Genomic DNA, 26,164 nt, shown 5'->3' on the forward strand with positions numbered 1-26,164 from the left:
CTGGGAGCCCTCTTGTTCAGTGTCACCGTCCGGGACCACCTGATGGTCGCGCACAGTTTCCGGGGTGAGGTCTTCGGCCCCGCCCAGGCCCTGCACGGGGCGACGTTCGTGGTGGACGCGACGCTGCGCCGCCCGGAGCTGGACCCCGACAACATCGTGGTGGACATCGGCGCCGCCACCCGGGAGCTGGGCGGGGTCGTGGCCGCGCTCAACTACCGCAACCTGGACGAGGTGCCCGAGTTCGCGGGGGTGAACACCTCCACCGAGTTCCTGGCCAAGGTGGTCGCCGACCGGCTGGCGGAACGGATCTCGGCGGGGGCGCTGGGGCCGCACGCCGACGGGTTGGCCTCGGTCACGGTGACGCTGCACGAGTCGCACGTGGCCTGGGCCTCCTACGAACGGGAGCTGTGACGGTACTCTTCGTCGTTCCCGAGGCGAGCGCGCCCAGCGGCGGCCACACCTACGACCGGCGGATCGCGCGGGCGATGACCGCGCTGGGATGGCCGGTGCGGACGGTGGCGGTGGCGGGCGGGTGGCCGCGCCCCGCCCGGGAGGAGCTCGACGGGCTCGCGTCGGTGCTGGACGGGGAGCCCGACGGGGCGCGGGTGCTGGTGGACGGGCTGGTGGCGTGCGGGGCGCCCGAGGCCGTGGTCCCGCACGCGGCGCGGCTGCGCCTGGCGGTGCTGGTGCACCTGCCGTTGGCCGACGAGACCGGGCTGGCGCCGGAGACCGCCCGGGAGCTGGACGCCCGGGAGCGCGAGGTGCTGCGGTGCGGGGTGAGGGTGGTGGCCACCAGCGGGTGGGCGGCACGGCGGTTGGCCGCGCACCACGGTCTGGCCGGGCAGGGAGGGCGAAGCGGGGTGGAGGTGGTGGCGCCGGGGGTGGATCCGGCGCCGTTGGCGCGCGGGAGCGGGGGCGCGGCGGGCGGTCGCCTGGCGTGTGTGGCCTCGTTGACCCCGCGCAAGGGTCACGACCTGCTGTTCGAGGCCCTGGCCGGACTGCGCGGCCTGCCCTGGGAGTGCGTGTGCGCGGGCCCGGGTGCCCCTCCCCCGCGTCCGGGGATCGAGGATCGGGTGCGGTTCACCGGCTCTGTGGTCGGCGCTGAACTGGCCGGTGTGTACGACTCGGCGGACCTGTTGGTGCTGGCCTCGCGTGCGGAGACCTACGGGATGGTCGTCACCGAGGCTCTGGCCCGGGGGGTGCCGGTGGTGGCCGCCGGGGTGGGGGGTGTGCCCGAGGCGCTGGGGCGCGCTTCGGACGGGCGGGTGCCGGGGCTGCTGGTGCCGCCCGGGGACGCGGACGCGTTGGGCCGGGCGCTGCGGTGGTGGCTGACCGATCCGGGGCTGCGAAAAGGGCTGCGGGAGGCGGCCCGGTCGCGCCGCCAGGAGCTGGCGGGCTGGCCGGACGCGGCCCGGGCGATGGCCGGGGCGCTCGGCCTGTGACCACGGCCCCGGCCCCGCGAATGTGGCGGTCTTCTCCCCCGCATGTCTCGCTCCTGTCTCACCCGCGGTGATAACGTGCATTGAGTGCAAAAATGCTTACTCTGTATTTTTGCTCCCCCAGCACTCTTTCTCCGTCTGCAAGTTCTCTTCTCCAGAGGTCAGCCCTTGAGTACTCCTCAGTCTCCGGGCACCGGACGCCCACAGATCATGCGCAGCCTGAGCGGGCTGCTGATCGTCCTGGGTGTGACGATGCTCAGCGGCACGATCGTCTCGGTCGCCCTGCCCCAGATCGTCGGTTCCCTCCAGGGGACCCAGTCCCAGTACACCTGGGTGGTGACCGCGACCCTGCTGGCGTCCACGGCCTCCACCCCGATCTGGGGCAAACTCGCCGACCTGTTCCCCAAGAAGCGACTGCTCCAGGTCTCGATCGTCCTGTTCATCGCCGCCTCCCTGCTGTGCGGTTTCGCGCAGACCACCGGACAGCTCATCGCCGCCCGCGCGGTGCAGGGGCTGGGCATGGGCGCCTCCCAGGTCCTGGTGCAGGCGACCATCGCGGCCCTGGTCAGCCCCAGGGAACGCGGCCGCTTCAACGGGCTCATCGGCGCCATCATGGCCGTGGCCACCGTCGGCGGCCCACTCGTCGGCGGCGCGCTCACCGACGTCTCCTGGCTGGGCTGGCGCTGGTGCTTCTTCATCGGCGTACCGTTCATGCTGGTCGCACTGGTCGTCCTCACCCGCACCCTGAACCTGGTGGAGGAGCGCCGCAGGGACGTGCGCATCGACTACCTCGGCGCCGCACTCATCGCCGCCGGCGTCAGCACGCTGCTGCTGTGGGTGACCTTCGTCGGCGGCAGCTTCGACTGGATCTCCTGGCAGTCCGGAGCCATGGCCGTCGGCGGCCTCCTGCTGCTGACCCTGGCCGTGTGGGTGGAGAACCGGGTGTCCGAGCCGGTCATCCCGCTGCGTCTGGTCGTCCGCCGGGAGACAGCGATCGCGATCGTGGCCAGCGCGGCGGTCGGCATGGCGATGTTCGGCGGCGCCGTCTTCCTGGGCCAGTACTTCCAACTGGCCCGCGGCTACTCGCCGACCGAGGCCGGGCTGCTGACCACCCCGCTGATGCTCGGCATGATGGCCTCCTCGACCGTCTCCGGCCTGTTGGTCTCCCGCTCGGGCCGGGTCAAGCCCTACGTCATCACCGGCCTGGTCTCGCTGACCCTCGGTTTCCTGCTGCTGTCCACCATCGACGAGACGACCTCGCTGCTCGTGGTGTCCCTGGGCATGCTCGGCGTCGGCGTGGGCGTGGGCATGTCGATGCAGAACCTGGTGCTGGTCGTGCAGAACTCGGTGCCGCTGCGCGAACTCGGCGCGGCCAGTGGAGCGGTCGCGTTCTTCCGCTCCCTGGGCGGCACCGTCGGGGTGTCCGTGCTCGGCGCGATCCTGGCCAACCGGGTCAGCACCAACATCTCCGACGGCCTGGCGGCCTCGGGGGCCGACGTGCCCGCGGGAGGAGGCGACAGCAGCACCCTGGACCTGGCGGGCATGCCCCCGTTCCTGCGCCACATCGTGGAGGGCGCCTACGGTGCGGCGACCGGCGACATCTTCCTGGTCGCCACCGGGATCGCCGTGGTCGGCCTGGTGGTGGTGTGCTTCCTGCCCCGGGTCCGACTGCGCGACACCCTCGACCTGGTCCGGGCGAAGGACGGCGGGGAACAGCAGGACCGGCCGGAGCCGACCGGCACGGAGGGGCCCGAGGAGCGCGGGGAGCGCGGGGAGCACGGAGCCCCGGTCTGACCCGCGCCCCGCAGCGGAGTCCCGCGGCCCGCCGGCCGCGGCACCGGGCCCCACCGGACCACCGGCGGGTCCGCGGCCACGGACCGACCGGGCGGTGACAGAACCGGGCAAAAGCTTGCGCGTTCGACCCGCCCGGGCACGGTCGAGCTGGCACTCTGGAAGGAGGCGGCCACCCCTCGGCGGCCGCACGCCACCGGGAGGAGTCCCGTTGAGTCCAGTTTCCGAGAACCCGCCTCCGGCGTTCGATCCGGCCTGGCTGTCCCTGCGGGAGGCGGCCGACGACGACGCGCGGGCCACCGCTGCGCTGGACCCGCTCCGGGTCCACCTGGCGGAGCGGGGCACGGGCCCGGGCGCGGCGCCGGTCCGGATCGCCGACCTCGGGTGCGGCACCGGATCACAGGGGCGCTGGCTGGTCCCGAAACTGTCGGGCGCCCAGCGGTGGGCCCTGTACGACATCGACTCCGCCCTGCTGTCGCTGGCCGGGGCGCACATGCCCGCGCGTTCGGCGGACGGGGCGCCGGTGACCGCACGGATGTGTCTGCGGGACCTGGGGTCGGTCACCGCCCCGGAGCTGGCCGGAACCGACCTGGTGACCGGCTCCGCCCTGTTGGACCTGCTCACCCGCGAGGAACTCGCGTCGGTGGCCCGGGCGGTGGCCGGGGCGGGTTGCGCGGCCCTGTTCACCCTGTCCGTGTCGGGGCGGGTGGAACTGTTCCCGAGCGATCCGGCCGACGCCGCGGTCACCGGAGCGTTCAACGGGCACCAGCGCCGCGAGGGCCGGCTGGGTCCGGACGCGGCGGAGGCCGCCGTCGCGGTGTTCGGGGAACTGGGCTACCGGGTGCTGACCTTCCCGAGCCCGTGGCGGCTGTGCCCGGAGAGCGTGCCGCTGGCCCTGACGTGGTTGCGGGGGTGGGTCGGGGCCGCCCGTGAACAGGACCCGGCCGCGGTCCCCTGCGGTTACCCGGAACGCCGGCTCGGCGAGTGCGAACGCGGTGAACTGGGCGCCCTCGTACACCACACCGACCTCCTGGCGCTGCCCGACGGGGGCGCGGGACGGCCATGAGTCGCACGGCATCGCGTCGCTCGGCGTGGCTGCGGTCGCTGGCCGGGGCGGCGATCCTGGCCGGGGTGCTGTGGTGGTACCCGCTGGGGGCCTTCACCGACGCCTTCGGCGCGGTCGACGCCGGGGCCCTGGCCGCGGCCCTGGCGATCGGTCTGGTCACCACCGTGCTGTGCGCCTCCCGCTGGGTGCTGGTGGCGCGCGGGGTGGGGCTGCGCTTGCCCTGGGGGCGCGCCGTGGGCGACTACTACCGTGCGATCCTGCTGAACGCCGTCCTGCCCGCCGGGGTACTCGGCGACGTGCACCGGGCGGTGAGCCACGGACGTTACGCGGGCGACCTGGCCCGGGGTGTGCGCGCCGTGGTGTTGGAGCGGGTGGCCGGGCAGGTGGTGCTCGCCGCGACGTGCACGGTGCTGTTGTTCGCCCTGCCCGCCGCCCTGCTGGGGCCGGGTCTGCTCGCGGTCGCCGCCTCCGTGGGGGTGCTGGCCGTGGTGGCCGGAGCGGTGGGAATCGGCTGGGTGGTGGGACGACGGCGCCGTTCACGCTGGTGGCGGGCGCTGGCGGCGACGGTGGCGGACACCCGGGCCGGCCTGTTCACGGGCACGACCGGCCCGGGGGTGCTGGTGCTGTCGGTGGCCGCCCTGGCCGGGCACGTGACCCTGTTCCTGGTGGCGGCCCGGACGGCGGGCATCACCGCGCCCGTGTTCGCGCTGGTCCCGCTGCTGGTGTTGGCTCTGGTCGCGATGAGCGTTCCCGCGAACGTGGGCGGATGGGGGCCGCGTGAGGCGGTGACGGCGCTGGCCTTCGGGGTGGCCGGGCTGGGTTCAGCGGCGGGTCTGACCGCGTCGGTGGTCTACGGGGTCCTGGCCCTGGTCGCCGCCCTGCCCGGTGCGCTGGTCCTGGTGTGGCGGCTGTTTCGGGTCGAGCACGCGCAGGTACCCCGCGAAGGCCTCGACCAGGTGGGCCAGCAGATCACGGCCCTCGGCCGCGGTGGCGCGTGAGGGCTGGCCGACGACACCGGAACGGGTGTAGCGGGCCAGGCCGGCGGTGAGCATGTGGTCGCGCCGGTCCGCGAGGTGGTCGGCCTCCTCGTAGCCGGGGCGGACCAGGTCGGGCCGCACGTGCAGCAGCACGGAGGTCTCCAGTTCGCCGGCGTGCATGTCGCGGTCGTTCCAGGTGCTCATCCGCGCCGCCTTCCGGGCCGCCTCCCAGTCGTGCGGACCGGGGAAGAGCGCCATGTCCCCGCCGGAGGCCTGCACCAGGTTGGCCAGGACGTGGTTGCCGCCGTGCCCGTTGACCAGGACCAGCTTCGGGGTGCCCGCCCTGCGCAGGGAACCGGCGATGTCGGAGGCCGTCGCGTACAGGGTGGGCGCCGAGACGCTGACCGTGCCGGGCCAGGCCTCGTGCTCGTGGGAGCAGCCGAAGGCGATCGGGGGCAGGACCCGCAGCCCGGGGTGCGCGTCGGCCAGGACCCGCGCCAGGGTGGAGGCGATGACGGTGTCCGTGGTCAGCGGCAGGTGCGGGCCGTGCTGTTCCAGGCTGCCCACCGGCAGCAGGGCCACCCGGGCGACGGGGGCGCCCTCGTCCTCGCTGGTGCTGCTCGGCAGGGGGTCGGAGAAGTCCATGGGGACATCCTGCCGTGTCGCCCCGCCGCGGACCAGGCCCGGCGGCCGCGGTGCGCAGGACCTCGCGTTCGCGGCCGGTGAGCGGCCTGGGCCAACCGGTCAGGGACTCACCGGAGAGTCGGGGTGACGACCCGCAGTTCCCGGCGGGTCCGGCGGAGGAGTTGGTGACGGGTCGCGCGACCCCAGCCCCCGGTGTGGCGAAGGGCACAGGCAGGGCTCCGAAGCACCGGAAACGGGGCGAGACGGGACGTCCCGTCACTTAGGCTGAACCCCGGGGCTGTTCTGGGCGAAAAATCCCTGTTCCTCTCCCCGACCGGACCGGAATACTGCCGTGGGCGGCGGGGTTGACCCCCCGTCGGGACCGGAACCGGACCCTTCCGGCAGACCCCCGCTCCCGACCCGCCCCTGTCCCAACCCGTCTCTAGCGCGCAAGGAAGTACGTGACCAGGCAACCCGACGCAACACACGACGAAGAGGCCGCGGAAAGCGGTGGCGCGGACCAGAAAGCCGCCCGCCTGGTCATCCCGCTTCTACTGGTCTCGGCCTTCGTCGTCATCCTGAACGAGACGATCATGGGCGTGGCCCTACCCGCGCTCAACCGCGACCTGGGCATCTCGGTCTCCACCGGACAGTGGCTGACCTCGGCCTTCATGCTCGTGATGGCCGTGGTCATCCCGGTGACCGGTTTCCTGCTCCAGCGGTTCCACCTACGCCAGGTGTTCATCACCGCGATGAGCCTGTTCAGCCTCGGCACCCTCATCTGTTTCCTGGCCCCGAGCTTCACCTTCCTGCTCCTGGGCCGCATCGTTCAGGCCGGCGGCACCGCGATCATGATGCCGCTGCTCATGACGACCGTGCTGAACATGGTCCCGGCCGACCGCCGGGGCCGCGTGATGGGCAACATCTCCATCGTCATGGCGGTCGCTCCGGCCGTCGGACCGACCCTGTCCGGGTTCATCCTGAGCGTGCTGGACTGGCGCTGGATGTTCGGCCTGGTGCTGCCGATCGCCCTCCTGGGCCTGGGTCTGGGCGCGGCCTTCATCCGCAACGTCACCGAACCGCGGGCCGCCCGGATCGACGTGCTCTCCGTCATCGTGTCGGCCTTCGCCTTCGGCGGCCTGGTCTACGGCTTCTCCAGCCTGGGCGAGGCGGCCGACCCCGACGCCGCCGTCCCGCCGTGGACGGCGCTCGTCGTGGGCGCGGTGGCGCTGGTGCTGTTCGTGTGGCGCCAGCTCAGGCTGCAGCGCGAGGACCGGGCCCTGCTCGACCTCCGCGTGTTCCTGTCCCGTCAGTTCTCGGTCTCGATCGCCCTCGTCATGGTCAGCTTCATGGCCCTGTTCGGCACGATCATCCTGCTGCCGCTCTACATGCAGAACGTCCTCGGTTACGACACGCTCGTCACCGGGCTCACCCTGCTGCCCGGCGGCCTGGTGATGGGTCTGCTGGCACCGTTCGTCGGCCGCCTGTACGACCGGTTCGGCCCCCGCCCCCTGGTCACCCCGGGAGCGGCCGTGGTCACCCTGGTGATGTGGGGCATGACGTCCTTCGGCGTCGACACCCCGATCGGTTACGTGGTCGCCGCGCACATGGTGCTGAGCGTCGGCCTGGGCCTCATGTTCACGCCGCTGCTCACCGGTGCGCTGGGTTCCCTGCGTCCTGAGCTGTACTCCTACGGCAGCGCCGTGGTCGGCACCGTCCAGCAGGTGGCGGGCGCCGCGGGCACCGCCACGTTCATCGCGGTCATGTCCGCGGTCGCCGCCGGGCAGCTGGGCGAGGGCGCGGACGCCGTCGCCGCCGAAGCGGGCGGGATCCACGTCGCCTTCATGCTGGGTGCCGCCATCACGACGCTGGCCTTCTTCGCTTCCTTCCTCGTCCGCAGGTCCGCCCCCGGAGAGAACTCCCAGGAGCAGAGCACTCCCGCCGTGCACTGAGTCTGGGCGAGCAGGAGGGGCCTCATCGGACGAAGGAGGGCCCTCAACCGAACATCTCGGCCGCCCGGTCGAGTACGCCCTCGGGCAGGTAACCGCTCTCCACCCCGACCTGCCACCCCTGGGCGCGGGCGAGGCAGGCCAGGGCCAGGAGGTGCGGGTTGACCAGGGAGTCGGGGTCCTCGGCACGGTCACCGATGCTGTACGCCTCCCGGTGCTGCTCCAGCGCGTCAGCCAGCGCCAGGCTGAACCCCTCCCGGTCCCCCGCCACCAGTTGGGAGAGCAGCAGCACCGGCGGGGGCGGGAAGCCGGGCATGTGGTACTCGGCGAGCGCGGCGACGGCTTCGTCCGTCGCGGCGCGCACCGCCCCGTTCGACGGGCGGGTCTCGTCCTGCGACCAACGCCGCCAGCCGCGTGCCCGCTCCGCCTTCAGGTAGGCCAGGAACGCGGTGTTGTAGCGGGGGAATACCGCGAAGCCCTGTTCCTCGTCCTTACGGAGGAAGGCGTCCCGGGGGTAGGCGACCAGGGTGTCCAGGCGCTCCAGCGAACCCGAGAGCAGGGCGTACTCGATCGCGATCCTGCGCGCGCCCTCGGACACCTTCCTCGTCGGTGCGACACAGCGCAGGGGCGCCGTGGTCCGGCCGATGGTCACGTCGACCGTCTCCCCCGGTTCCCCGGTGGCGCTGGCGAAGACCGCCGCGGTGTACTGCGAGGCGTGGGTGAGAGCGGCGAGCTGGCGCGGGTGCCGGGCGTGCGGGTCGACCACCGAGTAGAACCGGAAGCTGAGGAGTTCGCTCCAGGCAGAGCGCTGCAACGCTGAGGGCAGTTCCGTCGGGATGATCTCGGGCCGCCAGATCGTGTCGAGCTTCCGATCCGCGGACTCGAACAGGGAATCAGCCTCACGTCCCCCGGAGAAGTTCTCCGTGGGGCGCTCGACGGCCAAGGGTCCTTCGGACAGTGCCCGGAGCGCCTCGGGGTCCTTGTCGGTTCCGTACGGGCCGACCCGTGGGCCGCTGCGGCGGCTCTCCCCCTCGACCAGCTGCCCGGGCAGGTAGTCGGACTCGAACGGCATCTCCCAGCCCTCGACCCGCACCGCCAGGGCCGCGAAGGCGAGTTCGGCCACCGGCAGCAGGGACCTGGGGGAGGAATCGCCCAGGGTGTCCCGGAACCATGACAGGCGGGCGGCCATGGTCGTCCAGAACGCCTCCTCGTTGCGGGTGAGCAGGGCGTGCAGGAGCAGGAGGTCGGAGTCGACCGAGCCGAGATCAGGGTGCTTGTCCCCGGGTTCCCTGCCGAGGGAGGCGAAGAAGGGTTCGAGCGCGGACTCCACGTAGCGCACGAGCTGGTCCCGTTCGGCGCCCAACTCGGGGAAGACGTGGAAGGCGAGCGCGCGGTGCAGTACGTCGTCCTCCCCGAAGGCGGAGGCGAACTGGACGAGGGCGCCCTCGTTGCTGTCGTGGAGGTCGGCGACGACACACAGGTAGAGTGCCTCGGCCCAGTCCCCGAGGGGGACTCGGCGCTGACTCCGGGGCTCGTCCCCCGGTTCCTCGTCGTGGTCCCGGTAGGAGACTCCGGTCCCCGTGTAGGTGAGGTGGACGGAGAACTCCGCGGAGCTGGGCGCCCCGTCCAGCTTGAGCCCGCCGATCCGTGCCTCGGCGGCGGAGTACAGGGCGGCGCGGATGTCGGCGTCGGTCTCCGGAACGGCCGCCGAACGCGCACCCGCGTAGTCGAGCAGGTCCCGGGAGATCATCTCCCAGCCGAACCCGTCGCGTCCCGTTTCCTGCTGGCCCCGAACCTGGAGACTGACCTCGTCGAAGAAGCCCTCGGTGGCTTTCCCCAGAGCCTTCTCGCTCACCCTGTGCCGTTCGATCCGCGCGGTCAACGAACCCTCTTCCCGTCCTGGTTGGGGGCGTGTTCACCCCGATACGCGGGAGAGTCTGGCACAGCCTGACGACAGGAAGGCAGCGACGCAGGACATCCCCGCGTGCGCGGGGAGCAGTCTTTTACCTGGCAACTTACCGGCGGCAAGAGGCCGTTTCTACAACTTCTCGAGAAACAGACAAATCAGGCGCCATTCCAGGAGCGCCTCCCCGGCTGAGTCTACGGCTGACCCGTTGAGCCCGCTCTCGGACCCGAAGCCGACCTTTCCTCCGAAATCGGAGGGCACCTCTGCCGCGGAGCGCCCCAGGCCCACCGGGAGTACAGAGACTCGCGGATCCGATGGCGAAGTTCCACCCGTTCAGGGCTGTGAGCTGCCACGATCACCTGGGGGTTCCGGCATCGCCCGGTACACGACCCCCGTTCCCCGGCTGCGTCGGCGCCCTGGCTTCCCTGATGCCCCGTCCTCCCTGATGGTGAGCACCGAGGTGTCCTGCGTGCGGCGGCGACAGCCGGGGACGGAACCACCCACGACCCACGGGGAAGGAACAATGCGCGCTGCGTTGATGTACGGGGCCGGCGACGTCCGCATGGAGGACGTGTCGGACCCGAAACTGGAGGAGCCCACCGACGCTCTGGTACGTGTGGTGCGCTCCTGTGTGTGCGGTAGCGACCTGCACGCCTACCGCGCCATGCCCGCCTGCGGACAGGGACAGCAGATGGGGCACGAGTTCATCGGCGTGGTCGAGGAAACCGGCTCCGAGGTAACCGGTCTGAGGGCAGGCGATCTGGTGGTGGCCCCGTTCGCCTTCGCGGACAACACCTGCGACCTCTGCCGGGAGGGTCTGCCCACCTCCTGCCCGCGCGGCGGGATCTTCGGTGCGGCCCAGGCCGAGGCCCTGCGGGTACCCCAGGCCCAGGGCACCCTGGTGCGGCTGCCCGTGGACGAGGACTCCGAACTGCTTCCCTCCCTGCTGACCCTGGCCGACGTCTACGGCACCGGCCACCACGCCGCCGTCACCGCCGGGATCAGGCCCGGAACGACCACCACGGTGATCGGCGACGGCGCGGTGGGCCTCCTGGCCGTGCTGTCGGCCAGGCGTCTGGGCGCCGAGCGGATCATCCTGATGGGCCGTCACACCGACCGCACCGACCTGGGGCGCGACTTCGGCGCCACCGACGTGGTGCCCGAGCGCGGCCAGGAGGGTGTCGAACGGGTCCGCGAGCTGACCCGGGGCGAGGGGACCCGCACGGTGCTGGAGGCGGTGGGCCACCTGGACGCCTACGAGACCGCCATGGGCGTGGTCCGCGCAGGAGGCGTGGTCAGCCGGGTGGGCGTGCCGCAGTACGAGCAGGGACCGATCGGGTTCGTGCCGATGTTCGGCAAGAACGTCACCCTGACCGGTGGACCGGCGCCGGTTCGGGCCTACATCGATGAGCTGCTGCCCGACGTGCTGTCGGGCCGGGTGCAGCCGGGCAGGGTCTTCGACCGCACCGTCGGTCTGGAGGAGGTCCCCGAGGGCTACCGGGCGATGAACGAACGTGAGGCACTGAAGGTCCTCGTCCGCCTCTGAATCCCGCCCGGCAACACCGGTGCGCCTACTCACCGTCGCCGGGCCGGAAGGGCGGTTCCTCCCCCGTTCCGCGCGGGCGGGGTTCGGGAGCGCCCCGGTCCTCCCCGCCACCGGGACCGTCCCCCTCGTCGGGGCGGTCCCCGTCGGTGGACACGCCGCCGCGGCGCAGTGCGCGGGGCAGGGTCAGGGCCACCGCGACGGTGGCGAGGAGTCCGCCCGCGCCCGCGGCCACGAGGGCGACGGGGGCGGAGGTGGCGTCGAGCAGCAGCCCGCCGGCCACGTAGGACAGCCCGGCGGCCACCCCGACCGCGCCGTACAGGTTGCCGAAGACCCTGCCGAGCATCCCGGCCGGGACCATGCGCTGGAGCAGCGTGTTGGTCGCCACGTCCATCGCCGCGATACCGATGCCCCGCACGGCCTGCAGGGTGAAGGCCGCGGCGACCGCCCAGGCCAGACCGGTCAGCAGGTTGCCCAGGCTGCTCACGGCGAACCCGAGGAGCAGCAGGGCGAGCATCGAGCCGCGCGTGCCGTGGCGCGCGAGCAGCGCGTAGCCGGCCACCAGGCCGATACCGACCGCGCCCAGCAGCAGGCCCACGGCCGAGTCCCCCGCACCGAAGGTGTCCTTGGCCAGCAGCACCAGCGCCACGTCGTCGATCCCGTTGAAGGCGACCACGACGCAGAATCCCAGTGCGATCACCCGGACCGGCGAGACCGACCAGATGTAGCCCAGCCCCTCCCTGGCATCGGTCAGCAGCGAGGTGGACCCGTGCTCCTCCCGGACCGGGGGCAGCGGCCGCACCCTGAGCAGGAGGAGCGCGGAGAACCCGTAGGCCGCCGCCGCACCGAACAGCACGCCCTGGATCCCCAGGAACGGGAACAGCGCGGCGGCCAGCAGCGGACCGACGGCCTCGGCCCCGTTGGTGCCGAACCCGATGCTGGAGTTGGCCGCCTCCAGGTCGCGTCCGCGCACCAGTGCGGGCACCGCCGCACGGGAGGCCGGCATGAACACCTGACCGGCCGCCGCCCGTGCGGCCACCAGTACCAGCAGCAGCGGGAGCGGCGGCATCGACAGGGCGATCAGCAGCAGCGCGGCCCCCTGGACCGCCTCGCAGGCGATCATCACCCGTTTGAGGTCGAAGCGGTCGCTGACCGCGCCGGTGATCGGCCCGAGCAGGGCCGGAACGAAGTCCCCGACCAGGAGCAGGAGAGACACCGCGATCGCCTGGCCGGTCGAGTCGGCGACGAACAGCATGAGCGCGACCAGGCTGACCGCCTCACCCGTGTACGACACGGTCCGCGAGGTGAACAGGGCGCGGAAGGGCGCGTTCGTCAGGAGGAGGCGCAGTCCTCCCGTCCTCTTCTCCTCGGGTCGCGGACCGGCGCCCGGGTTTGTCATGTGCGCTTCTCTCGTCGCCCGTACCCGTCGTGGACGGGCGCGATTGTTCCACGGTCGGATGCCGTTTCGCGAAGCTTTTTCCGAGGCCCGCCGGTCACTCCCAGGCGGCCGTCGCCCGTTGCGGGCCGGGCGGTCCCGCCGCGCCCCGGCCTCCGACCGAGTGACCCCTCCGGCAGGGTCGTGTGTTGCCCCTCACCTCACGCACCCCTAAAATGAACGAACATCATTTTTCTACACGGCCGAGGAGACCCCATGGGCAGCCGCCTCCAGAACTTCGTCAACGGTGAGTTCGTCGACGCGCACGGGCAGAAAAGCATCGACGTCGTCGACCCCGCGCAGGGGCGCACCGTCGCGGTGTCGCCGGTCTCGGACCGCGTCGACGTCGACGGCGCCTTCGCCGCGGCGCGCGCCGCCTTCGGGTCCTGGAGGGACGTCACCCCGGCCGAACGGCAGCGCCTGCTGCTCAGGCTCGCCGACGCGGTGGAGTCCCACGCCGACGAGATCGTCGAGGCCCAGCACCGCAACACCGGTCAGCCGCGCTGGATGATCTCCCAGGAGGAGATCGGCATGGGCGTGGACCACCTGCGCTTCTTCGCGGGCGCCGCCCGCACGCTGGAGGGGCGCGCGGCCGCGGAGTACATGGAGGGCCACACCTCCTACGTCCGCCGGGAGCCGGTCGGTGTCGTGGCGCAGGTGACCCCCTGGAACTACCCGCTGCTCATGGCGGTGTGGAAGATCGGTCCGGCCCTGGCCGCCGGGAACTGCATCGTGCTCAAGCCCTCGGACACGACCCCCGAGTCGACGCTGGTCCTGGCGCGGCTCATCGGAGAGGTCCTCCCCGCGGGCGTGTTCAACGTGCTCCTGGGCGACGCGAGCACCGGGGAGCTCATGGTGGAGCACCCCGAACCGGCCATGGTCTCGCTCACCGGTTCGGTGCGGGCGGGCCGGCAGGTGGCCGCCTCGGCCGCCAGGGGCCTCAAGCGCGGCCACCTGGAGCTCGGCGGCAAGGCGCCCGCCGTGGTGTTCGCCGACGCCGACCTGCCCGCGGCGGCGAAGGCGCTCGTGGAGTTCGGCACCTTCAACGCCGGACAGGACTGCACCGCCGTCACCCGGGTGCTGGTCGAGGAGAGCGCGCACGAGCGGTTCGTGGAGCTGCTCGCCGAGGCGGCCCGCCAGACGCGCACCGGCCGGGCCGAGGAGTCCGAGAACGACTACGGGCCGCTGAACAACGCGCGGCACTTCGCGTCGGTCACGGACAAGCTCGCCAGGCTGCCCGAGCACGCCACCGTGGTGGCCGGGGGCAGGCCGGTCGAGGGCAGCCCGGGCTACTTCCTCGAACCGACGGTGGTCACCGGCGTCCGCCAGGACGACGAGCTGGTCCAGGAGGAGACCTTCGGGCCGGTCCTGACCGTGCAGAGCTTCACCTCGGAGCAGGAGGCCGTGGCGCTGGCCAACGACGTGGACTACGCGCTGGCCTCCAGCGTCTGGACCCGCGACCACGGGGTGGCGATGCGCCTGACTCGCGCCCTCGACTTCGGCTGCGTCTGGGTGAACACGCACGTGCTGCTCACCGCGGAGATGCCCCACGGCGGCTTCAAGTCGTCCGGGTACGGCAAGGACCTGTCGCTGTACTCGGTGGAGGAGTACACCCGCGTCAAGCACGTCATGCACGCGCTCCAGGTGTGAGCGGACGCCGCCCGCGCGGGCCCCGCCCCGCCTCAGCCGTCGGTGACGGCGTACCTGTGGCGCAGGCCGACGATCAGTGCGTCGAGCGCGAGCTCGAAGGCCCGGTCTGCGGCCGCGCGGGGGTCCGCCGACCGCTGGGCGGCGAACCGGGTGAAGGTCGGGGCCAGTTCCTCCAGGCCTCCCGGGTCGAAGATGTCGTTCGGGGCGGAGGCGTCGTAGGCGGCGCCGAAGACGAGCGCCTCGATCCCGACGATGATGTCCACGGCGTCCGCGCCGACGATCCCGGCGTCCTGCAGGGCGCGGGTGACGCGTTCGTACATGCGCAGCGTCTGGGGGGAGTCGGCGACGGGCAGCACCGCCATGACCGGGATGAGCGCGGTGTGCTCCGTGAAGCACCGCCGGTAGGAGCGCGCCCACTGCCGCAGCGCCTGGTCCCAGGGCTCGGTGGCGAACGCGGAGCAGTCGATCTGTTCGTTGATGCGGTCCTGGATCAGTACCAGCACGTCGCGCTTGGCGGAGACGTGGTTGTACAGCGCCGAGGCCGCGACTCCGAGCTCGCGCGCCAGGGAGGCCATGGTCAGGTGACGGTAGCCCTGCTCGGTCACGATCCGGATCGCGGCCCGGGTGAGGCGTTCGCGGGACAGGACCGGTGAGGAGGGCCTGCCCCGGCCCCGTCCGTTGCGGGCTTGCTGGGTCACTGATGCCTTCTTCCTGTCGGCCGCGCGGCGGGGCCCCGATGGGTTTTCCCCTCAAGTGTAGAAGCGGCGCGAAAGCGCCGAATCGGTGCGGTGGCGGGCCTTCAGCCCGCTGACCGGCCCGTATGTCGTCCCCGGGTGGAGAGTGAGCTACTTGACATCGGGGACGCCTTATCCGTTAATGAATGAAGTTCATTTTGATGTTCGAAGGAGCACACCCATGAGTGGCACACACGTCATCGGCAGCGACGAGATCCTCGACCGCGATGTCGTGATCGTGGGAGCCGGCCCGGCCGGGCTGATGGCCGCACGCACCCTGCAGGCCGCCGGCCGCTCCGTCGCGGTCCTGGAGGCCCGCGACCGCGTGGGCGGCCGCACCTGGTCCCGTGAGATCGACGGCGCCTTCCTGGAGATCGGCGGCCAGTGGGTCTCGCCCGACCAGACCGAGCTGCTCGGACTCCTCGACGAACTCGGCATGAGCACCTTCCCGCGGCACCGCGAGGGGGCCAACGTCTACCTCGCCGCGGACGGCTCCCGGCACGAGTACACCGGGGACATGTTCCCCGCCGGGGAGAGGACCGAGGCGGAGATGGAACGCGTCATCGCCGCCCTGGACAAGCTCGTCGCCGAGATCGGCGCCGAACGCCCCTGGGACCACCCGCGCGCCCGTGAACTGGACACCCTCTCGTTCACCGAGTGGCTGCGCCGCCAGACCGACGACGAGGCCGCCCGGGAGAACATCGGCATCTTCATGGCCGGGGGCATGCTGACCAAGCCCGCCCACGCCTTCTCGGTGCTGCAGGCCGTCCTGATGGCCGCCTCGGCCGGGTCCTTCTCCAACCTCGTGGACGAGGACTTCATCCTCGACCGCCGCGTCGTCGGAGGCATGCAGTCGGTCTCGGAGACGATGGCCGACGCCCTTCAGGAGGGCACGGTCTTCCTCGGGAGCCCGGTCAGGACCATCCGCTGGAGCGAGGACGAGGCCTCCTCCCACGGCGCGGAGCACACCGGACCCGCCGTCGTCCGGTCCGACCGCGTGACCGTGCGGGCCCGCCACGTGGTCGTGGCGGTGCCGCCCAACCTCTACTCGCGCATCTCCTTCGATCCCCCGCTCCCCTGGTTGCAGCAGCAGATGCACCAGCACACCTCGATGGGCCTGGTCATCAAGGTCCACGCGGTCTACGAGACCCCGTTCTGGCGGGACAGGGGCCTGTCCGGCACCGGCTTCGGCGCCAAGGAGCTGTGCCAGGAGGTCTACGACAACACCAACCACGGGGACACCCGCGGAACCCTGGTCGCCTTCGTCTCCGACGAGATCGCCGACGGCCTCCTGCGCGGGCCCGCCCAGGAGCGCCGCAACGCGATCCTGCGCTCCCTGGCGAACTACCTCGGCGAGCAGGCACTCGACCCGCTCGTCTACTTCGAGTCGGACTTCGCCTCCGAGGAGTGGACCCGCGGCGCGTACGCGGCCAGCTACGACCTCGGCGGCCTGCACCGCTACGGGGCCGACCAGCGCAGCCCCGTGGGCCCCGTCCACTGGGCCTGCTCGGACCTGGCGGCCGAGGGCTACCAGCACGTCGACGGCGCGCTGCGCCAGGGCCGGCGTGCGGCCGAGGAGATCCTCGGTGCCTCCCCCGGCTCGCAGGCACCGCTCGGGTGACCCAGTCCCGGGGGATCGGCGCCGCGGCGCACGAACCCCATCCCCTGGTGGGCGCACAGGCCCACCGGTTCCCGCGGCGCCGTCCCCTCGGCGCCGACACCCACCCGGCGACCACAGGAAGAACCCATGACCCACACCACCGGACAGCCGGCAGAGGCCGGCACCGACACCCCGAACAACTGGAAGGGCCTCAGCAAGGGAGCGATCGGACTCCTGGGAGGCCTGGTCATCGGCGTCTCCACCATCGCCCCGGCCTACACCCTCTCGGGCGCCCTGGGCCCGACGGCCTCCGCCGTCGGTGAGCACCTGCCCGCGATCCTACTGGTCGGCTTCGTCCCGATGCTGCTGGTGGCGATCGGCTACCGCCAGCTCAACAAGGCGATGCCCGACTCCGGCACCACCTTCACCTGGGCCTCCCGGGCCTTCGGTCCCTGGGTCGGCTGGATGGCCAGCTGGTGTCTGCTGGCCGCGACCATCCTGGTGCTGTCCAACCTCGCGGGGATCGCCGTCGACTTCTTCTACCTGGCGATCGCGCAGCTGACCGGCCAGGAACAGATCGCCGAACTGACCCGCAACGTGCCGGTCAACATCCTGACCTGCCTCGCCTTCATGGCCGCCGCGGCCTGGATCTCCTACCGGGGGCTGGAGGCCACCAAGACCTTCCAGTACATCCTGGTCACGTTCCAGCTCGTGGTGCTGGTGTGGTTCTCGATCGCCGCCTTCGTCCAGGTCAACGCCGGTTCGGCCTTCGACGCCACGCCCGTGCGGCTGGAGTGGTTCAACCCCTTCGGCGTCGACTCCTTCTCCGCCTTCGCCGCCGGTGTGGCCCTGTCGGTCTTCATCTACTGGGGCTGGGACGTGGTCGTGACGATGAACGAGGAGAGCCGCGGCGCGACGACGACCCCGGGCAAGGCCGCCATCGCCACCATCCTGGTGGTCGTCGCGCTCTACACCGCGGTGTCGGTGGCCACCCTCTCCTTCGCGGGTGTCTCCACCGGTGAGTTCGGCCTGGGCAACCCCGGCATCCAGGAGAACGTCTTCGCGGCGCTGGCCGGCCCGGTGATGGGCCCCTTCGCCGTCCTGATGTCCCTGGCGGTACTGTCCTCCTCGGCCTCCTCGCTGCAGTCCACGATGATCTCGCCGGCGCGCACCATGCTCGCGATGGGCCACTACGGGGCGCTCTCGCCGAAGTACGCCCGGGTCAGCCCGGTGCACCGGACCCCCGGCTACGCGACCGTCGTGTCGGTGGTCATCGCCTCGGTCTTCTACGCGGTCATGCGGGTGCTCTCCGAGAACGTCCTGTGGGACACCATCACCACGCTGGGCATGATGGTCTGCTTCTACTACGGCGTGACCGCCCTCGCCTGCGCCTGGTACTTCCGGCGCGAGGCCACCGCGTCGCTGGGCGGCCTGTTCACCAAGCTGGTGGCACCCCTGGTCGGCGGGCTCCTGCTGCTCGTCTTCTTCTTCCAGACCGCCTGGGACTCCATGGACCCCGCCTACGGCTCCGGGTCGCAGATCGGCGGGATCGGGCTGGTGTTCGTCCTGGGGGTCGCCGTCTTCGTCCTCGGGGGCGCGGCCATGGTCGTGCAGTACCTGCGCAGCCCCGAGTTCTTCCGGCGCCGGTTCGTGACCACGGAGTACCCCACGGAGGGCTGAGCCCCACCGTCCCGGGGCCGGGCCCGCAGCGGGCCCGGCCCCGGGATAGGTCCCGTGACCCCTGTTCCCTGACAAGGATTGGCATGTTCGCTCACAGTTCCGCCGAGGAGCCTCCCACCACGGTGATGCCACCGGAATGGGCACCGCACGAACGCACCTGGATGGCCTTCCCGCCCGCCAACGACACCTTCGGACCGCACGGGAGCCCGACCCTGGAGCGCGCCCGTACGGCGTGGACGGCGGTGGCCCGCACCATCGCACGCCACGAACCCGTGACGATGGCGGTCTCCCCCGAGGACACCGAGGCGGCCGCGGCACTGCTCGGCCCCGGGATCGAAACGGTGGTGATGCCCCTGGACGACGCCTGGATGCGCGACATCGGGCTCACCTTCGTGCACGGTCGCGACGGGGACGTCCGGGGCGTGGACTGGGTCTTCAACGGCTGGGGCGCCCAGGGGTGGGCGGCCTGGGAGTCGGACCGGCTCGTGGGCGGCCGGATGGCCGAGCTGGCCGGGGTCCCCCGGATCCCGAGCAGCCTGGTCAACGAGGGCGGCGGGTTCCACGTCGACGCCTGCGGCACGGTCCTGCTGACCGAGACCGTGCAGTTGGATCCGGGCCGCAACCCGGGGCTGGACAGGGCGGACGCGGAGGCGCGGATCCACGCGAGGCTGGGCACCAGCCACGCCGTCTGGCTGCCCCGCGGGCTCTGGCGCGACTACGACGAGTTCGGCACCCGCGGGCACGTCGACATCGTGGCGAGCTTCACCGAGTCCGGCACCGTGCTGCTGCACCGCCAGGACGACCCCCGCCACCCGGACCACGAGATCACCCGGTCCCTGCGCCGGGTCCTGGAGAGCGCCGCGGACGCCGACGGCAACCCGCTGCGCATCGTCGACGTGCCCGCCCCCGAAACCCTCACCGACGAGGACGGGGAGTTCGTGGACTGGTCCTACATCAACCACTACGTCGCCAACGGGGCCGTGGTGCTGTGCGCCTTCGACGACCCGCGGGACGAGGAGGCCGCGCGCATCCTGGCCGAGGCCTACCCGGGACGCCGGATCGAGCAGGTCGACGCCCGCGACATCTTCCGTTTCGGCGGCGGCGTCCACTGCATCACCCAGCAGCAGCCGACCCCGTGTGAGCAGGAGAGGACACACTGATGGAGCTCTACGACGTCGTCGAGGCCACGATCCCGCAGCTGCGCGAGGACCTGGAGCGGGGCCGCGTGAGCAGTGAGGCGCTGGTGCGCAACTACCTGGCGCGGATCGAGGCCTACGACCGGAGCGGGATCGCGCTCAACGCCGTGGTGGTGACGAACCCCGACGCCCTCGCCGAGGCCCGGGCCTCCGACGAGCGCCGGGCGCGCGGTCGGGTCCTGGGGCCGCTGGACGGGATCCCCTACACCGCCAAGGACAGCTACCAGGCGCGCGGGCTGACGGTCGCGGGCGGGTCCCCGGCCTTCGAGCACCTGGTGGCCCGGCGCGACTCGTTCACGGTGCAGCGGCTGCGTGAGAACGGGGCCGTGCTGATCGGGCTGACCAACATGCCGCCGATGGCCAACGGCGGCATGCAGCGCGGTGTGTACGGGCGCGCCGAAAGCCCCTACAACGGGGACTACCTGACCTCGGCCTTCGCCTCGGGTTCCTCCAACGGCTCGGGCACGGCCACCGCCGCCAGCTTCGCCGCCTTCGGGCTGGCCGAGGAGACCTGGTCGTCCGGGCGTGCGCCCGCCTCCAACAACGCGCTCTGCGCCTACACCCCGTCCTGGGGGGTCATCTCCATCCGGGGGAACTGGCCGCTGGTGCCCACCATGGACGTGGTGGTGCCGCACACCCGCACCATGACCGACATGCTGGAGCTGCTGGAGGTGCTCGTCGCCGACGACACCGAGACGCGCGGGGACTTCTGGCGCTGCCAGCCGTGGGTCGAGGTCCCGGCGGCCTCCCGGGTGCGGCCCAAGTCCTTCACCGACCTGGGCGCGGCCGACGCGGACGCGGGACGGCGGGCCCTGGACGGGCTCAGGATCGGCGCCCCGAGGCTCTACACCGGCCGGGACCCCGAGGCGGGGACCTCGGAGAACCCCGGTATCGGCGGTCCCACCGGGCAGCCGGTGGCCACCCGGCCGAGCGTGCTGCGGCTGTGGGAGGAGGCCCGGGCCGACCTGGAGGCCTCCGGTGTCTGCGTCCGGGAGACGGATCTGCCGGTGGTGACCAACTACGAGGGAGACCGGCCGGGCGCCCCCACCATCAGGACGCGGGGGCTGGTCAGCCGGGAGTACCTGGACCGTGAGCTGCTGGACCTGTCCGCCTGGTCCTGGCAGGACTTCCTGCGCGCCAACGGCGACCCGAAGCTGAACGACCTGGGCCAGGTCGACGGCGCCCGCATCTTCCCGCACGAGCCGGGCACCCTGCCAGACCGCTACGACGGGTTCGACGACGACATCGCCGCCTACCCGGAGTTCGTGCGCCGCGCGGGGGCCCCTTCCTCCCTCACGGAGATCCCGCACCTGGAGGAGGGTGTCCGGGGCCTGGAGCGCACGCGCCGGGTCGACTTCGAGGACTGGCTGGACGAGCTGGGGCTGGACGCGATCGCCTTCCCGGCGGTCGCCGATGTCGCCCCGGCGGACGCCGACGTGAACCCCGAGTCCGCCGACGTCGCCTGGCGCAACGGGGTGTGGGTCGCCAACGGGAACCTCGTCTGGCGGCATCTGGGCATCCCCACGGTGACGGTGCCGATGGGCACGATGCCCGACACCGGTATGCCGGTGGGGCTGACCTTCGCCGGACGCGCCTACGACGACGCACGGCTGCTGAGGATCGCGGCGGCCTTCGAGGCGACCGGGCAGCGCCGTCAGGAACCGCCCCGGACGCCGCGCCTGTCCTGAGGGGCCGGGACGGTCGGAGGGCTCGGGGTGATCTGAGGCCCGCGCTGGTCTGGGAGCCGGGGAGGGCGTCTGTTTCGGCCGCGCCGGGGGCAGTGCCCTCGGCGCGGCCTCAGCGTGCCCGCCTCGGTGGCGTGTAGCGCTCCCGGGCGGGCCCGTCGGAGCGGAAGGTGTGGAGCCGTTCGGGTTCCTCCTGCGGGGAGCGGCGGGGCTACCGCTCCGGGCAGGGATCCAGCAGTACGAGCAGGCTCCCGGAGTCGGCGGCCTCGGTCAGGCCCCGGGCGTCGGCGACCCAGTAGGACTGGGTGCTCTCACCGAACCAGATGAGCCGGTGCGGGTTGCGGGCCTGCAGAGCGGCGGCACGCAGGTGTTCGCGGGCGAACTCGCGGCGGTGGCCGCCCAGGAGGGGCAGGTGGCGGGCGCGCAGGAGGCGACAGGTCCGGTGGGCGCAGGTGTCACAGGCCGGTCCGGACTGGGCGGGTTCGCGAAGCGAAACCCGTGCGGCACTCCGGGGTTCGGGGATAGGGTTCGTCATTGATCCTGCTTTCTTCTTATTCTGGGATGTTGGATTTCGGGATCGGGGCCCGGAAAGCGTTGCAGCGCCTTCCGGGCCCGTTCTGGTTCTCGGGAAATGGTCTCACCGGTCGGTGAGATCCAGAACGACCTGAACGGTCAGTTCGCGAATACGGTGCCCGTCCCAGGACCAGGAGAAGTCCCAGTACACGGAAAGCCGTTCGACGAGGGCCAGGCCGCACCCGCCTGCCTGCCTCTCCAACCTGGGGTAGTCGATACCGGACCCGCGCAGGGGGCCGTTGTCGGTGACGTAGAGGTGCGGCAGCAGAGGCCGGGCCCGGTCCAGCACGACACGGACGGTGCCGCCGGGGCTCCCGGAACGGCTGTGCCGGTGGGCGTTGTCGACCAGGGCGCGGGCGACCTGGATCAACGGTCGGGCGTGCCCGGGCAGGACACTGCGGCACCAGCCGATCAGGGGTGCGTACTCGCAGGTATGGCCCAGGAGGATGCCGTGCTGGTGGGGGCTGTCGAGCCGGAGCCGTCGGGGGTAGGACCGCTCTGGCACCGCCTGTCGTGCGGGGATATCCTGCATTCGTCTCACCTCGGGGGTTTCGGGGTGGGCCACAGCCCCGGTTCGGCCGCCTTCGACTTCGGCCCCGGGGCTCCCTGTTTTCCGGAACGCCCCTTAAGGGCGTTACGCACCTTGCTGTGCAGAGGAATCCATATTTCACTCTGGCTTCTCCGTAGGCACACCATCCCCCAGCGAAACCAGCTCTTCAATAGAGTTCGCAGGATGGCAAACAGATTGCAGATGTGGTGAAAAAGATCGCCCGCTCGGAGAACTACTTGTGTAACCTGTGAATCGACGGCGAAATCAGGTAGTGGGGAGCCCTGCGGTGGTTCGGCACATCGACCCGGCCTGGAGGACCTTCGGGCGCAGCATGCGCGGTTTTCGGGACAGCCTTGGCCTCAGACAGGCAGACGTCGCCGACGCGATCGGAGTGGTCATCAGCCACTACTCCTCGTGGGAGACCGGGAAGCGCCGACCGGACCCGAAGTACGTGAACCATCTGGACGAGGAACTCCAGGCGAGCGGACGACTCGTGGAAGCCTGGGAGAAGGCGAATCGGCAAGTACAGACCCCCATGAGGTTTGCCGAACTTCCCGACCTGGAAGCAGCCTCCACCCAGATTCGGGAGTATCAGCCCCTGGTGTTTCCCGGCCTCATCCAAACCGCCGAGTACGCTCGCGCGGTGTTCGAGGACACCTTCCCGGGGATGAGCGCTGACAGGGTTGACCAGTTGGTGCGAGCCAGAATGGACCGACAGGAAATCCTTGACCGAGATCCGCGGCCCCTGATCATCCTTCTCATCACGGAGGGGGTCCTGCACCAACAAGTCGGTGGGCGAGGACTCGCCCTCCTGCGTGACCAGCGTCGGAGGCTACTGGCTGATGCGGAGGCCGGTAGGGTACGTGCGCAGATCATTCCCCGAGACACCGGCCGCCACTACGGCAACGGTGGCGCGTTCCGGCTGTACACCTTCGCCGGAGAACCCCCTGTGGCCTCGGCGGAGTACATGACCGGGGAGATCGTCATCAGCGACCCTGAACGCCATCAGGAATGTCTGACCAGCTTCGGGCTCCTCCAGGGCGAAGCTCTGCCCGAGGCAGCCACCCTCAAGATGTTGCAGGAAATGGTGAACGACAATGGCAACTGAACACCTCTGGCACAAGTCCTCCTACAGCGGTGGTAGCGGCAGCTGCGTGGAGGTGGCGGAAGGATCGGATACCCGGGTCAGGGACACCCAGAACCGCGAATCCGGGCACCTCACCTTCGCGAGTGCCGAATGGACTGCTCTCCTGAGCACGGTGGCTTCCACCGAGTAGCCACAGCACGAACCGGTCCCTTGCCAGAACTGTCGGCGAGGGACCGGTGGCGTTTCAGGTTGCTGGGCGACACCTTGTCTGTTCGGCCCCGAGTGCACTCATAGGCCCCGGTTCTTCCCGCATGCACGGGGCTCACGCCTGGGCGCGGATCGTGGTGACCGTCTGCCCCGGCCCATCCCCGCATGCGCGGGGCTCACGTCCAGCCTGGCCTCGGCCAGTTCCAGGGCGACGGTCCATCCCCGCGTGCGCGGGGCTCACGGCCCTGGCCGGGCTCCGCCGCCTGGAGGTGGCGGTCCATCCCCGCGTGCGCGGGGCTCACTTCCGCACTGAGGACGCCTTCACCCGCAACGACGGTCCATCCCCGCGTGCGCGGGGCTCACCGACGAGCAGCCGCCAGCCCCTGCGTGAAGGGCGGTCCATCCCCGCGTGCGCGGGGCTCACACCACCACGGCCGCACCGATGTAGACATAGGTCGGTCCATCCCCGCGTGCGCGGGGCTCACCGCGGGTCCGCGGAGAAGGTGTACCCGCCGTACGGTCCATCCCCGCGTGCGCGGGGCTCACGGAGTGTCATCACTCCGCTCTCGGAAAGCTCCAGGTCCATCCCCGCGTGCGCGGGGCTCACAGTTAATGACCTGCGACAACACAAGCCGTTATCTCCCCGCAACAAAGGTACGAGCTGGCTCGCGCCCAGCCATCATGACACGACCCGGACGAGTTCCGAGAAGCCCAGAACCACCGCATCCGCAACCTGGGACGAACTCAACTCGCTTGCCATCCACGCAGCCCTAGATAGAATGAACACATGTTCATTCAAAAAACGGGAGGCTGACGATCGATGCCACGGACTCCGGAACAGCACGAGGCGATGCGTGCCGCCACCCGGGAGCGGGTGCGCTCGGCGGCGGTGCGGCTGTTCGCACGCCACGGGTACGCGGCGGTGAACATGCGCCGGATCGCAGCGGAGGCCGGTATCAGCACCGGATCGATCTACCGCCACTTCGCCACCAAGGAGGAACTCTTCGGCGACCTGGTCACGGCGGCAGCTGCCGGTCTGCGGGCGACAGCCGAACGGTTCCGTGACTCGGATGCCCCCGTGGAGTCACTGCGGGAGTTCACCGGGGAGTTCCTGGCAGACCTGCGGGGCGAGGGGGACTTCGTCGACTTCTTCCTGCTCATGCACCAGGCCTTCACCCAGGGGGTCAGCGCGGGACCGGAAGCCCCGCCCGCCGTCCGCGAACTGGTCGAACGGAACACGGAACTGCTCAGGGCGACCGTGCGGCTGATCGGACTCGGCCAGGAACAGGGGGCCCTGCGCCCCGGACCGCCCGAGGAACTGGCGACCTGCTTCTTCGCGGTGTTCGACGGTTTGGTGACGATGCGCTCCGCATTGGGCGAGGAGGGCACCGTGCCGACCGTGTCCACCGTGATGGGGCTTCTGCTCAAGGAGGGCGGCGATGTCTGAGGAGACGGTGATGATCGAGGTCCGGCGCGGCGACGAACTGGGCGAGGAATACCGGCACGGGATCGCGGAGGTGTTCGTCGACGGGTTCGGCGAGGACCTGGCCTACTTCGCGAAAGACCCGGAGCGGCTCGTCACGGCCATCGAGCACATGCTGGTGCTGGAACGGTTCCACGTGGCACTGATCGACGGGCGGCCGGCGGCGCTGGCCAGCCTCACCGAAGGCGGCCAGGAAGCCATCGACCACGACGCCCGGACTCTGCGCGAACACCTCGGGCTGGCCAGGGGGACCATCGCGGACCGGGTGTTCCGCAGGCACTTCCAGGGGAACGGCCCCGCGCCACAGGCGGGCCGGGCCGAGATCGGCTTCGTCGCCAGCTCCCGGCGGTTCCGCGGCCGGGGTGCGGCGAAGGCCGTGCTGAACCACATCCTCGACCTCCCCGGGTACGACGAGTACACGTTGGAGGACGTCAAGGACGACAACGAGGCCGCACTCGGTCTCTACGAGCGCCTCGGTTTCCGGGAGTACAGGCGCCGCCGGGTCAACCACACCAGGTGGAGCGGTTTCCACGCCTACGTGTCGATGAAGCTCACCCAGGACTGAACGGAGCCCCCGACGCTGCTTCCGGGCCCCGCCCCCGGTACCGGTCGGAGACTCTCAGCCGCTCCCCGAAGGACAGGCCGGGTGCGGTGCGCAAGTCCCCGGCACTCCTCGACCCGGGTTGCCGGGGACCGGGCAGAACAGCTAGGTGTCAAGGCCCCTGCACTCGGCCCGGTCTCGCCAGTTCTCATCAGCCACGCGCGGAAACACCAGGCGGATGGGGCACGCGTGCGGTGGTACCTCTCCGGCGCTTGGTGGGGTCTTCCTGAACACGGAAGCGCCCCGGGCCGGTGCTGGGCCCGGGAGCCGTTCCCGGCTTGGGGGAGAGCGGCCGGTGGCATCATCGGGGCATGAGCGACAAGGACAAGGACTACGTACTGGACCTGTGCGACGAGGTCCTCGGCCATCCCTGCGAACGCCGGTACAC

General features: G+C 71.3%; 21 protein-coding genes, 1 pseudogene and 1 CRISPR repeat array. Of the genes and pseudogenes, 16 read left to right on the forward strand and 6 right to left on the reverse strand.

Features of this window, described 5'->3' with window-relative positions; translation table 11 throughout:
• Nucleotides 1–12: 12 nt before the first annotated feature.
• The 5 genes and pseudogenes from IE195_RS10815 to IE195_RS10835 all read left to right on the forward strand — a co-directional run.
• Nucleotides 13–411, forward strand: coding sequence for a 6-pyruvoyl trahydropterin synthase family protein (locus IE195_RS10815; protein WP_191270155.1), 399 nt, complete (start codon nucleotides 13–15; stop codon nucleotides 409–411).
• Complete coding sequence (locus IE195_RS10820; protein WP_229826159.1) at nucleotides 408–1,442, forward strand: glycosyltransferase family 4 protein; 1,035 nt, start codon at nucleotides 408–410, stop codon at nucleotides 1,440–1,442. The genes IE195_RS10815 and IE195_RS10820 overlap by 4 nt, the downstream gene beginning before the upstream one ends.
• Before the next feature lie 207 nt (nucleotides 1,443–1,649).
• A complete protein-coding gene (locus IE195_RS10825; RefSeq protein WP_191270545.1) occupies nucleotides 1,650–3,233 on the forward strand; it encodes an MFS transporter in 1,584 nt (527 codons plus the stop codon).
• Nucleotides 3,234–3,441: 208 nt separating this feature from the next.
• Nucleotides 3,442–4,296 (forward strand): class I SAM-dependent methyltransferase, encoded by an 855-nt coding sequence (locus IE195_RS10830; RefSeq protein WP_191270157.1) that lies wholly within the window; start codon nucleotides 3,442–3,444, stop codon nucleotides 4,294–4,296.
• Nucleotides 4,293–5,117, forward strand: a pseudogene (locus IE195_RS10835) (lysylphosphatidylglycerol synthase domain-containing protein); the annotation flags it as partial. The gene IE195_RS10830 and the pseudogene IE195_RS10835, both read left to right, overlap by 4 nt.
• On the opposite strand, the gene IE195_RS10840 reads toward IE195_RS10835, so the two are convergent.
• A complete protein-coding gene (locus IE195_RS10840) occupies nucleotides 5,118–5,918 on the reverse strand; it encodes a creatininase family protein (protein WP_191270159.1) in 801 nt (266 codons plus the stop codon). It lies immediately after the preceding pseudogene.
• Nucleotides 5,919–6,358: 440 nt separating this feature from the next.
• Between IE195_RS10840 and IE195_RS10845 the strand changes: the two genes are divergently transcribed.
• Nucleotides 6,359–7,849, forward strand: coding sequence for an MDR family MFS transporter (locus IE195_RS10845; protein ID WP_191270162.1), 1,491 nt, complete (start codon nucleotides 6,359–6,361; stop codon nucleotides 7,847–7,849).
• A gap of 43 nt (nucleotides 7,850–7,892) precedes the next feature.
• Here IE195_RS10845 and IE195_RS10850 read toward each other — a convergent pair whose 3' ends face one another.
• Nucleotides 7,893–9,728, reverse strand: a complete 1,836-nt coding sequence (locus tag IE195_RS10850) for an immunity 49 family protein (protein WP_191270164.1) — start codon at nucleotides 9,726–9,728, stop codon at nucleotides 7,893–7,895.
• A 547-nt stretch (nucleotides 9,729–10,275) separates the two neighbouring features.
• Between IE195_RS10850 and IE195_RS10855 the strand changes: the two genes are divergently transcribed.
• The gene (locus IE195_RS10855) at nucleotides 10,276–11,298 is read left to right on the forward strand and encodes an alcohol dehydrogenase catalytic domain-containing protein (protein ID WP_191270166.1); all 1,023 of its coding nucleotides are present in this window, start codon (nucleotides 10,276–10,278) and stop codon (nucleotides 11,296–11,298) included.
• Nucleotides 11,299–11,323: 25 nt separating this feature from the next.
• Here the strand turns inward: IE195_RS10855 and IE195_RS10860 are convergent, their stop codons facing one another.
• On the reverse strand, nucleotides 11,324–12,694 hold the full coding sequence (locus IE195_RS10860; RefSeq protein WP_191270168.1) for an MFS transporter: 1,371 nt from the start codon (nucleotides 12,692–12,694) through the stop codon (nucleotides 11,324–11,326).
• 252 nt (nucleotides 12,695–12,946) lie between these two features.
• Here IE195_RS10860 and IE195_RS10865 point away from each other — a divergent pair, with 252 nt between their 5' ends.
• Nucleotides 12,947–14,380, forward strand: a complete 1,434-nt coding sequence (locus IE195_RS10865) for a gamma-aminobutyraldehyde dehydrogenase (protein WP_191270170.1) — start codon at nucleotides 12,947–12,949, stop codon at nucleotides 14,378–14,380.
• A 32-nt stretch (nucleotides 14,381–14,412) separates the two neighbouring features.
• On the opposite strand, the gene IE195_RS10870 is transcribed toward IE195_RS10865, so the two are convergent.
• Nucleotides 14,413–15,078: a TetR/AcrR family transcriptional regulator gene (locus IE195_RS10870; RefSeq protein WP_191270172.1), complete on the reverse strand. Its 666-nt coding sequence runs from the start codon at nucleotides 15,076–15,078 to the stop codon at nucleotides 14,413–14,415.
• Between the two features lie 217 nt (nucleotides 15,079–15,295).
• On the opposite strand from IE195_RS10870, the gene IE195_RS10875 reads away from it, so the two are divergent.
• The 4 genes from IE195_RS10875 (at nucleotide 15,296) to IE195_RS10890 (ending at nucleotide 21,278) form a co-directional block, all read left to right on the forward strand.
• Complete coding sequence (locus IE195_RS10875) at nucleotides 15,296–16,735, forward strand: flavin monoamine oxidase family protein (protein ID WP_191270174.1); 1,440 nt, start codon at nucleotides 15,296–15,298, stop codon at nucleotides 16,733–16,735.
• A 126-nt stretch (nucleotides 16,736–16,861) separates the two neighbouring features.
• Nucleotides 16,862–18,394 (forward strand): APC family permease, encoded by a 1,533-nt coding sequence (locus IE195_RS10880; RefSeq protein ID WP_191270176.1) that lies wholly within the window; start codon nucleotides 16,862–16,864, stop codon nucleotides 18,392–18,394.
• Nucleotides 18,395–18,477: 83 nt separating this feature from the next.
• Nucleotides 18,478–19,554 (forward strand): agmatine deiminase family protein, encoded by a 1,077-nt coding sequence (locus IE195_RS10885; protein WP_191270179.1) that lies wholly within the window; start codon nucleotides 18,478–18,480, stop codon nucleotides 19,552–19,554.
• A complete protein-coding gene (locus IE195_RS10890; RefSeq protein ID WP_191270181.1) occupies nucleotides 19,554–21,278 on the forward strand; it encodes an amidase in 1,725 nt (574 codons plus the stop codon). Before IE195_RS10885 ends, IE195_RS10890 begins: the two co-directional genes overlap by 1 nt.
• A 208-nt stretch (nucleotides 21,279–21,486) precedes the next feature.
• On the opposite strand, the gene IE195_RS10895 is transcribed toward IE195_RS10890, so the two are convergent.
• Nucleotides 21,487–21,810, reverse strand: coding sequence for a hypothetical protein (locus IE195_RS10895; RefSeq protein WP_191270183.1), 324 nt, complete (start codon nucleotides 21,808–21,810; stop codon nucleotides 21,487–21,489).
• Nucleotides 21,811–21,912: 102 nt separating this feature from the next.
• Nucleotides 21,913–22,380 carry an ATP-binding protein gene (locus IE195_RS10900; protein ID WP_191270185.1) on the reverse strand — a complete coding sequence of 156 codons (468 nt, stop codon included), beginning with the start codon at nucleotides 22,378–22,380 and terminating at the stop codon, nucleotides 21,913–21,915.
• Between the two features lie 304 nt (nucleotides 22,381–22,684).
• Between IE195_RS10900 and IE195_RS10905 the strand changes: the two genes are divergently transcribed.
• The 4 genes from IE195_RS10905 (at nucleotide 22,685) to IE195_RS10920 (ending at nucleotide 25,740) form a co-directional block, all read left to right on the forward strand.
• A complete protein-coding gene (locus IE195_RS10905) occupies nucleotides 22,685–23,506 on the forward strand; it encodes a helix-turn-helix domain-containing protein (protein WP_229826160.1) in 822 nt (273 codons plus the stop codon).
• Entirely contained in the window at nucleotides 23,496–23,675 is a 180-nt protein-coding gene (locus IE195_RS10910; RefSeq protein ID WP_191270187.1) for a DUF397 domain-containing protein, read from the forward strand. The genes IE195_RS10905 and IE195_RS10910 overlap by 11 nt, the downstream gene beginning before the upstream one ends.
• A 168-nt stretch (nucleotides 23,676–23,843) precedes the next feature.
• Nucleotides 23,844–24,299: direct repeats of the CRISPR family, unit length 29 nt; unit sequence CGGTCCATCCCCGCGTGCGCGGGGCTCAC.
• A gap of 213 nt (nucleotides 24,300–24,512) precedes the next feature.
• Nucleotides 24,513–25,139 (forward strand): TetR/AcrR family transcriptional regulator, encoded by a 627-nt coding sequence (locus tag IE195_RS10915; RefSeq protein WP_225942419.1) that lies wholly within the window; start codon nucleotides 24,513–24,515, stop codon nucleotides 25,137–25,139.
• On the forward strand, nucleotides 25,132–25,740 hold the full coding sequence (locus tag IE195_RS10920) for a GNAT family N-acetyltransferase (RefSeq protein WP_191270189.1): 609 nt from the start codon (nucleotides 25,132–25,134) through the stop codon (nucleotides 25,738–25,740). Before IE195_RS10915 ends, IE195_RS10920 begins: the two co-directional genes overlap by 8 nt.
• Nucleotides 25,741–26,164: the final 424 nt, after the last annotated feature.

The organism is Nocardiopsis terrae (assembly GCF_014651695.1).
Classification (GTDB): domain Bacteria; phylum Actinomycetota; class Actinomycetes; order Streptosporangiales; family Streptosporangiaceae; genus Nocardiopsis; species Nocardiopsis terrae.

Excerpts from the sequence above, each read along its gene's own strand:
- IE195_RS10825 (WP_191270545.1), top strand. The coding sequence starts at position 1,650 with ATGCGCAGCCTGAGCGGGCTGCTGATCGTCCTGGGTGTGACGATGCTC.
- IE195_RS10840 (WP_191270159.1), bottom strand. The coding sequence starts at position 5,918 with ATGGACTTCTCCGACCCCCTGCCGAGCAGCACCAGCGAGGACGAGGGC.
- IE195_RS10855 (WP_191270166.1), top strand. The coding sequence starts at position 10,276 with ATGCGCGCTGCGTTGATGTACGGGGCCGGCGACGTCCGCATGGAGGAC.
- IE195_RS10860 (WP_191270168.1), bottom strand. The coding sequence starts at position 12,694 with ATGACAAACCCGGGCGCCGGTCCGCGACCCGAGGAGAAGAGGACGGGA.
- IE195_RS10865 (WP_191270170.1), top strand. The coding sequence starts at position 12,947 with ATGGGCAGCCGCCTCCAGAACTTCGTCAACGGTGAGTTCGTCGACGCG.
- IE195_RS10875 (WP_191270174.1), top strand. The coding sequence starts at position 15,296 with ATGAGTGGCACACACGTCATCGGCAGCGACGAGATCCTCGACCGCGAT.
- IE195_RS10880 (WP_191270176.1), top strand. The coding sequence starts at position 16,862 with ATGACCCACACCACCGGACAGCCGGCAGAGGCCGGCACCGACACCCCG.
- IE195_RS10885 (WP_191270179.1), top strand. The coding sequence starts at position 18,478 with ATGTTCGCTCACAGTTCCGCCGAGGAGCCTCCCACCACGGTGATGCCA.
- IE195_RS10890 (WP_191270181.1), top strand. The coding sequence starts at position 19,554 with ATGGAGCTCTACGACGTCGTCGAGGCCACGATCCCGCAGCTGCGCGAG.
- IE195_RS10895 (WP_191270183.1), bottom strand. The coding sequence starts at position 21,810 with ATGACGAACCCTATCCCCGAACCCCGGAGTGCCGCACGGGTTTCGCTT.
- IE195_RS10900 (WP_191270185.1), bottom strand. The coding sequence starts at position 22,380 with ATGCAGGATATCCCCGCACGACAGGCGGTGCCAGAGCGGTCCTACCCC.
- IE195_RS10910 (WP_191270187.1), top strand. The coding sequence starts at position 23,496 with ATGGCAACTGAACACCTCTGGCACAAGTCCTCCTACAGCGGTGGTAGC.
- IE195_RS10915 (WP_225942419.1), top strand. The coding sequence starts at position 24,513 with ATGCCACGGACTCCGGAACAGCACGAGGCGATGCGTGCCGCCACCCGG.
- IE195_RS10920 (WP_191270189.1), top strand. The coding sequence starts at position 25,132 with ATGTCTGAGGAGACGGTGATGATCGAGGTCCGGCGCGGCGACGAACTG.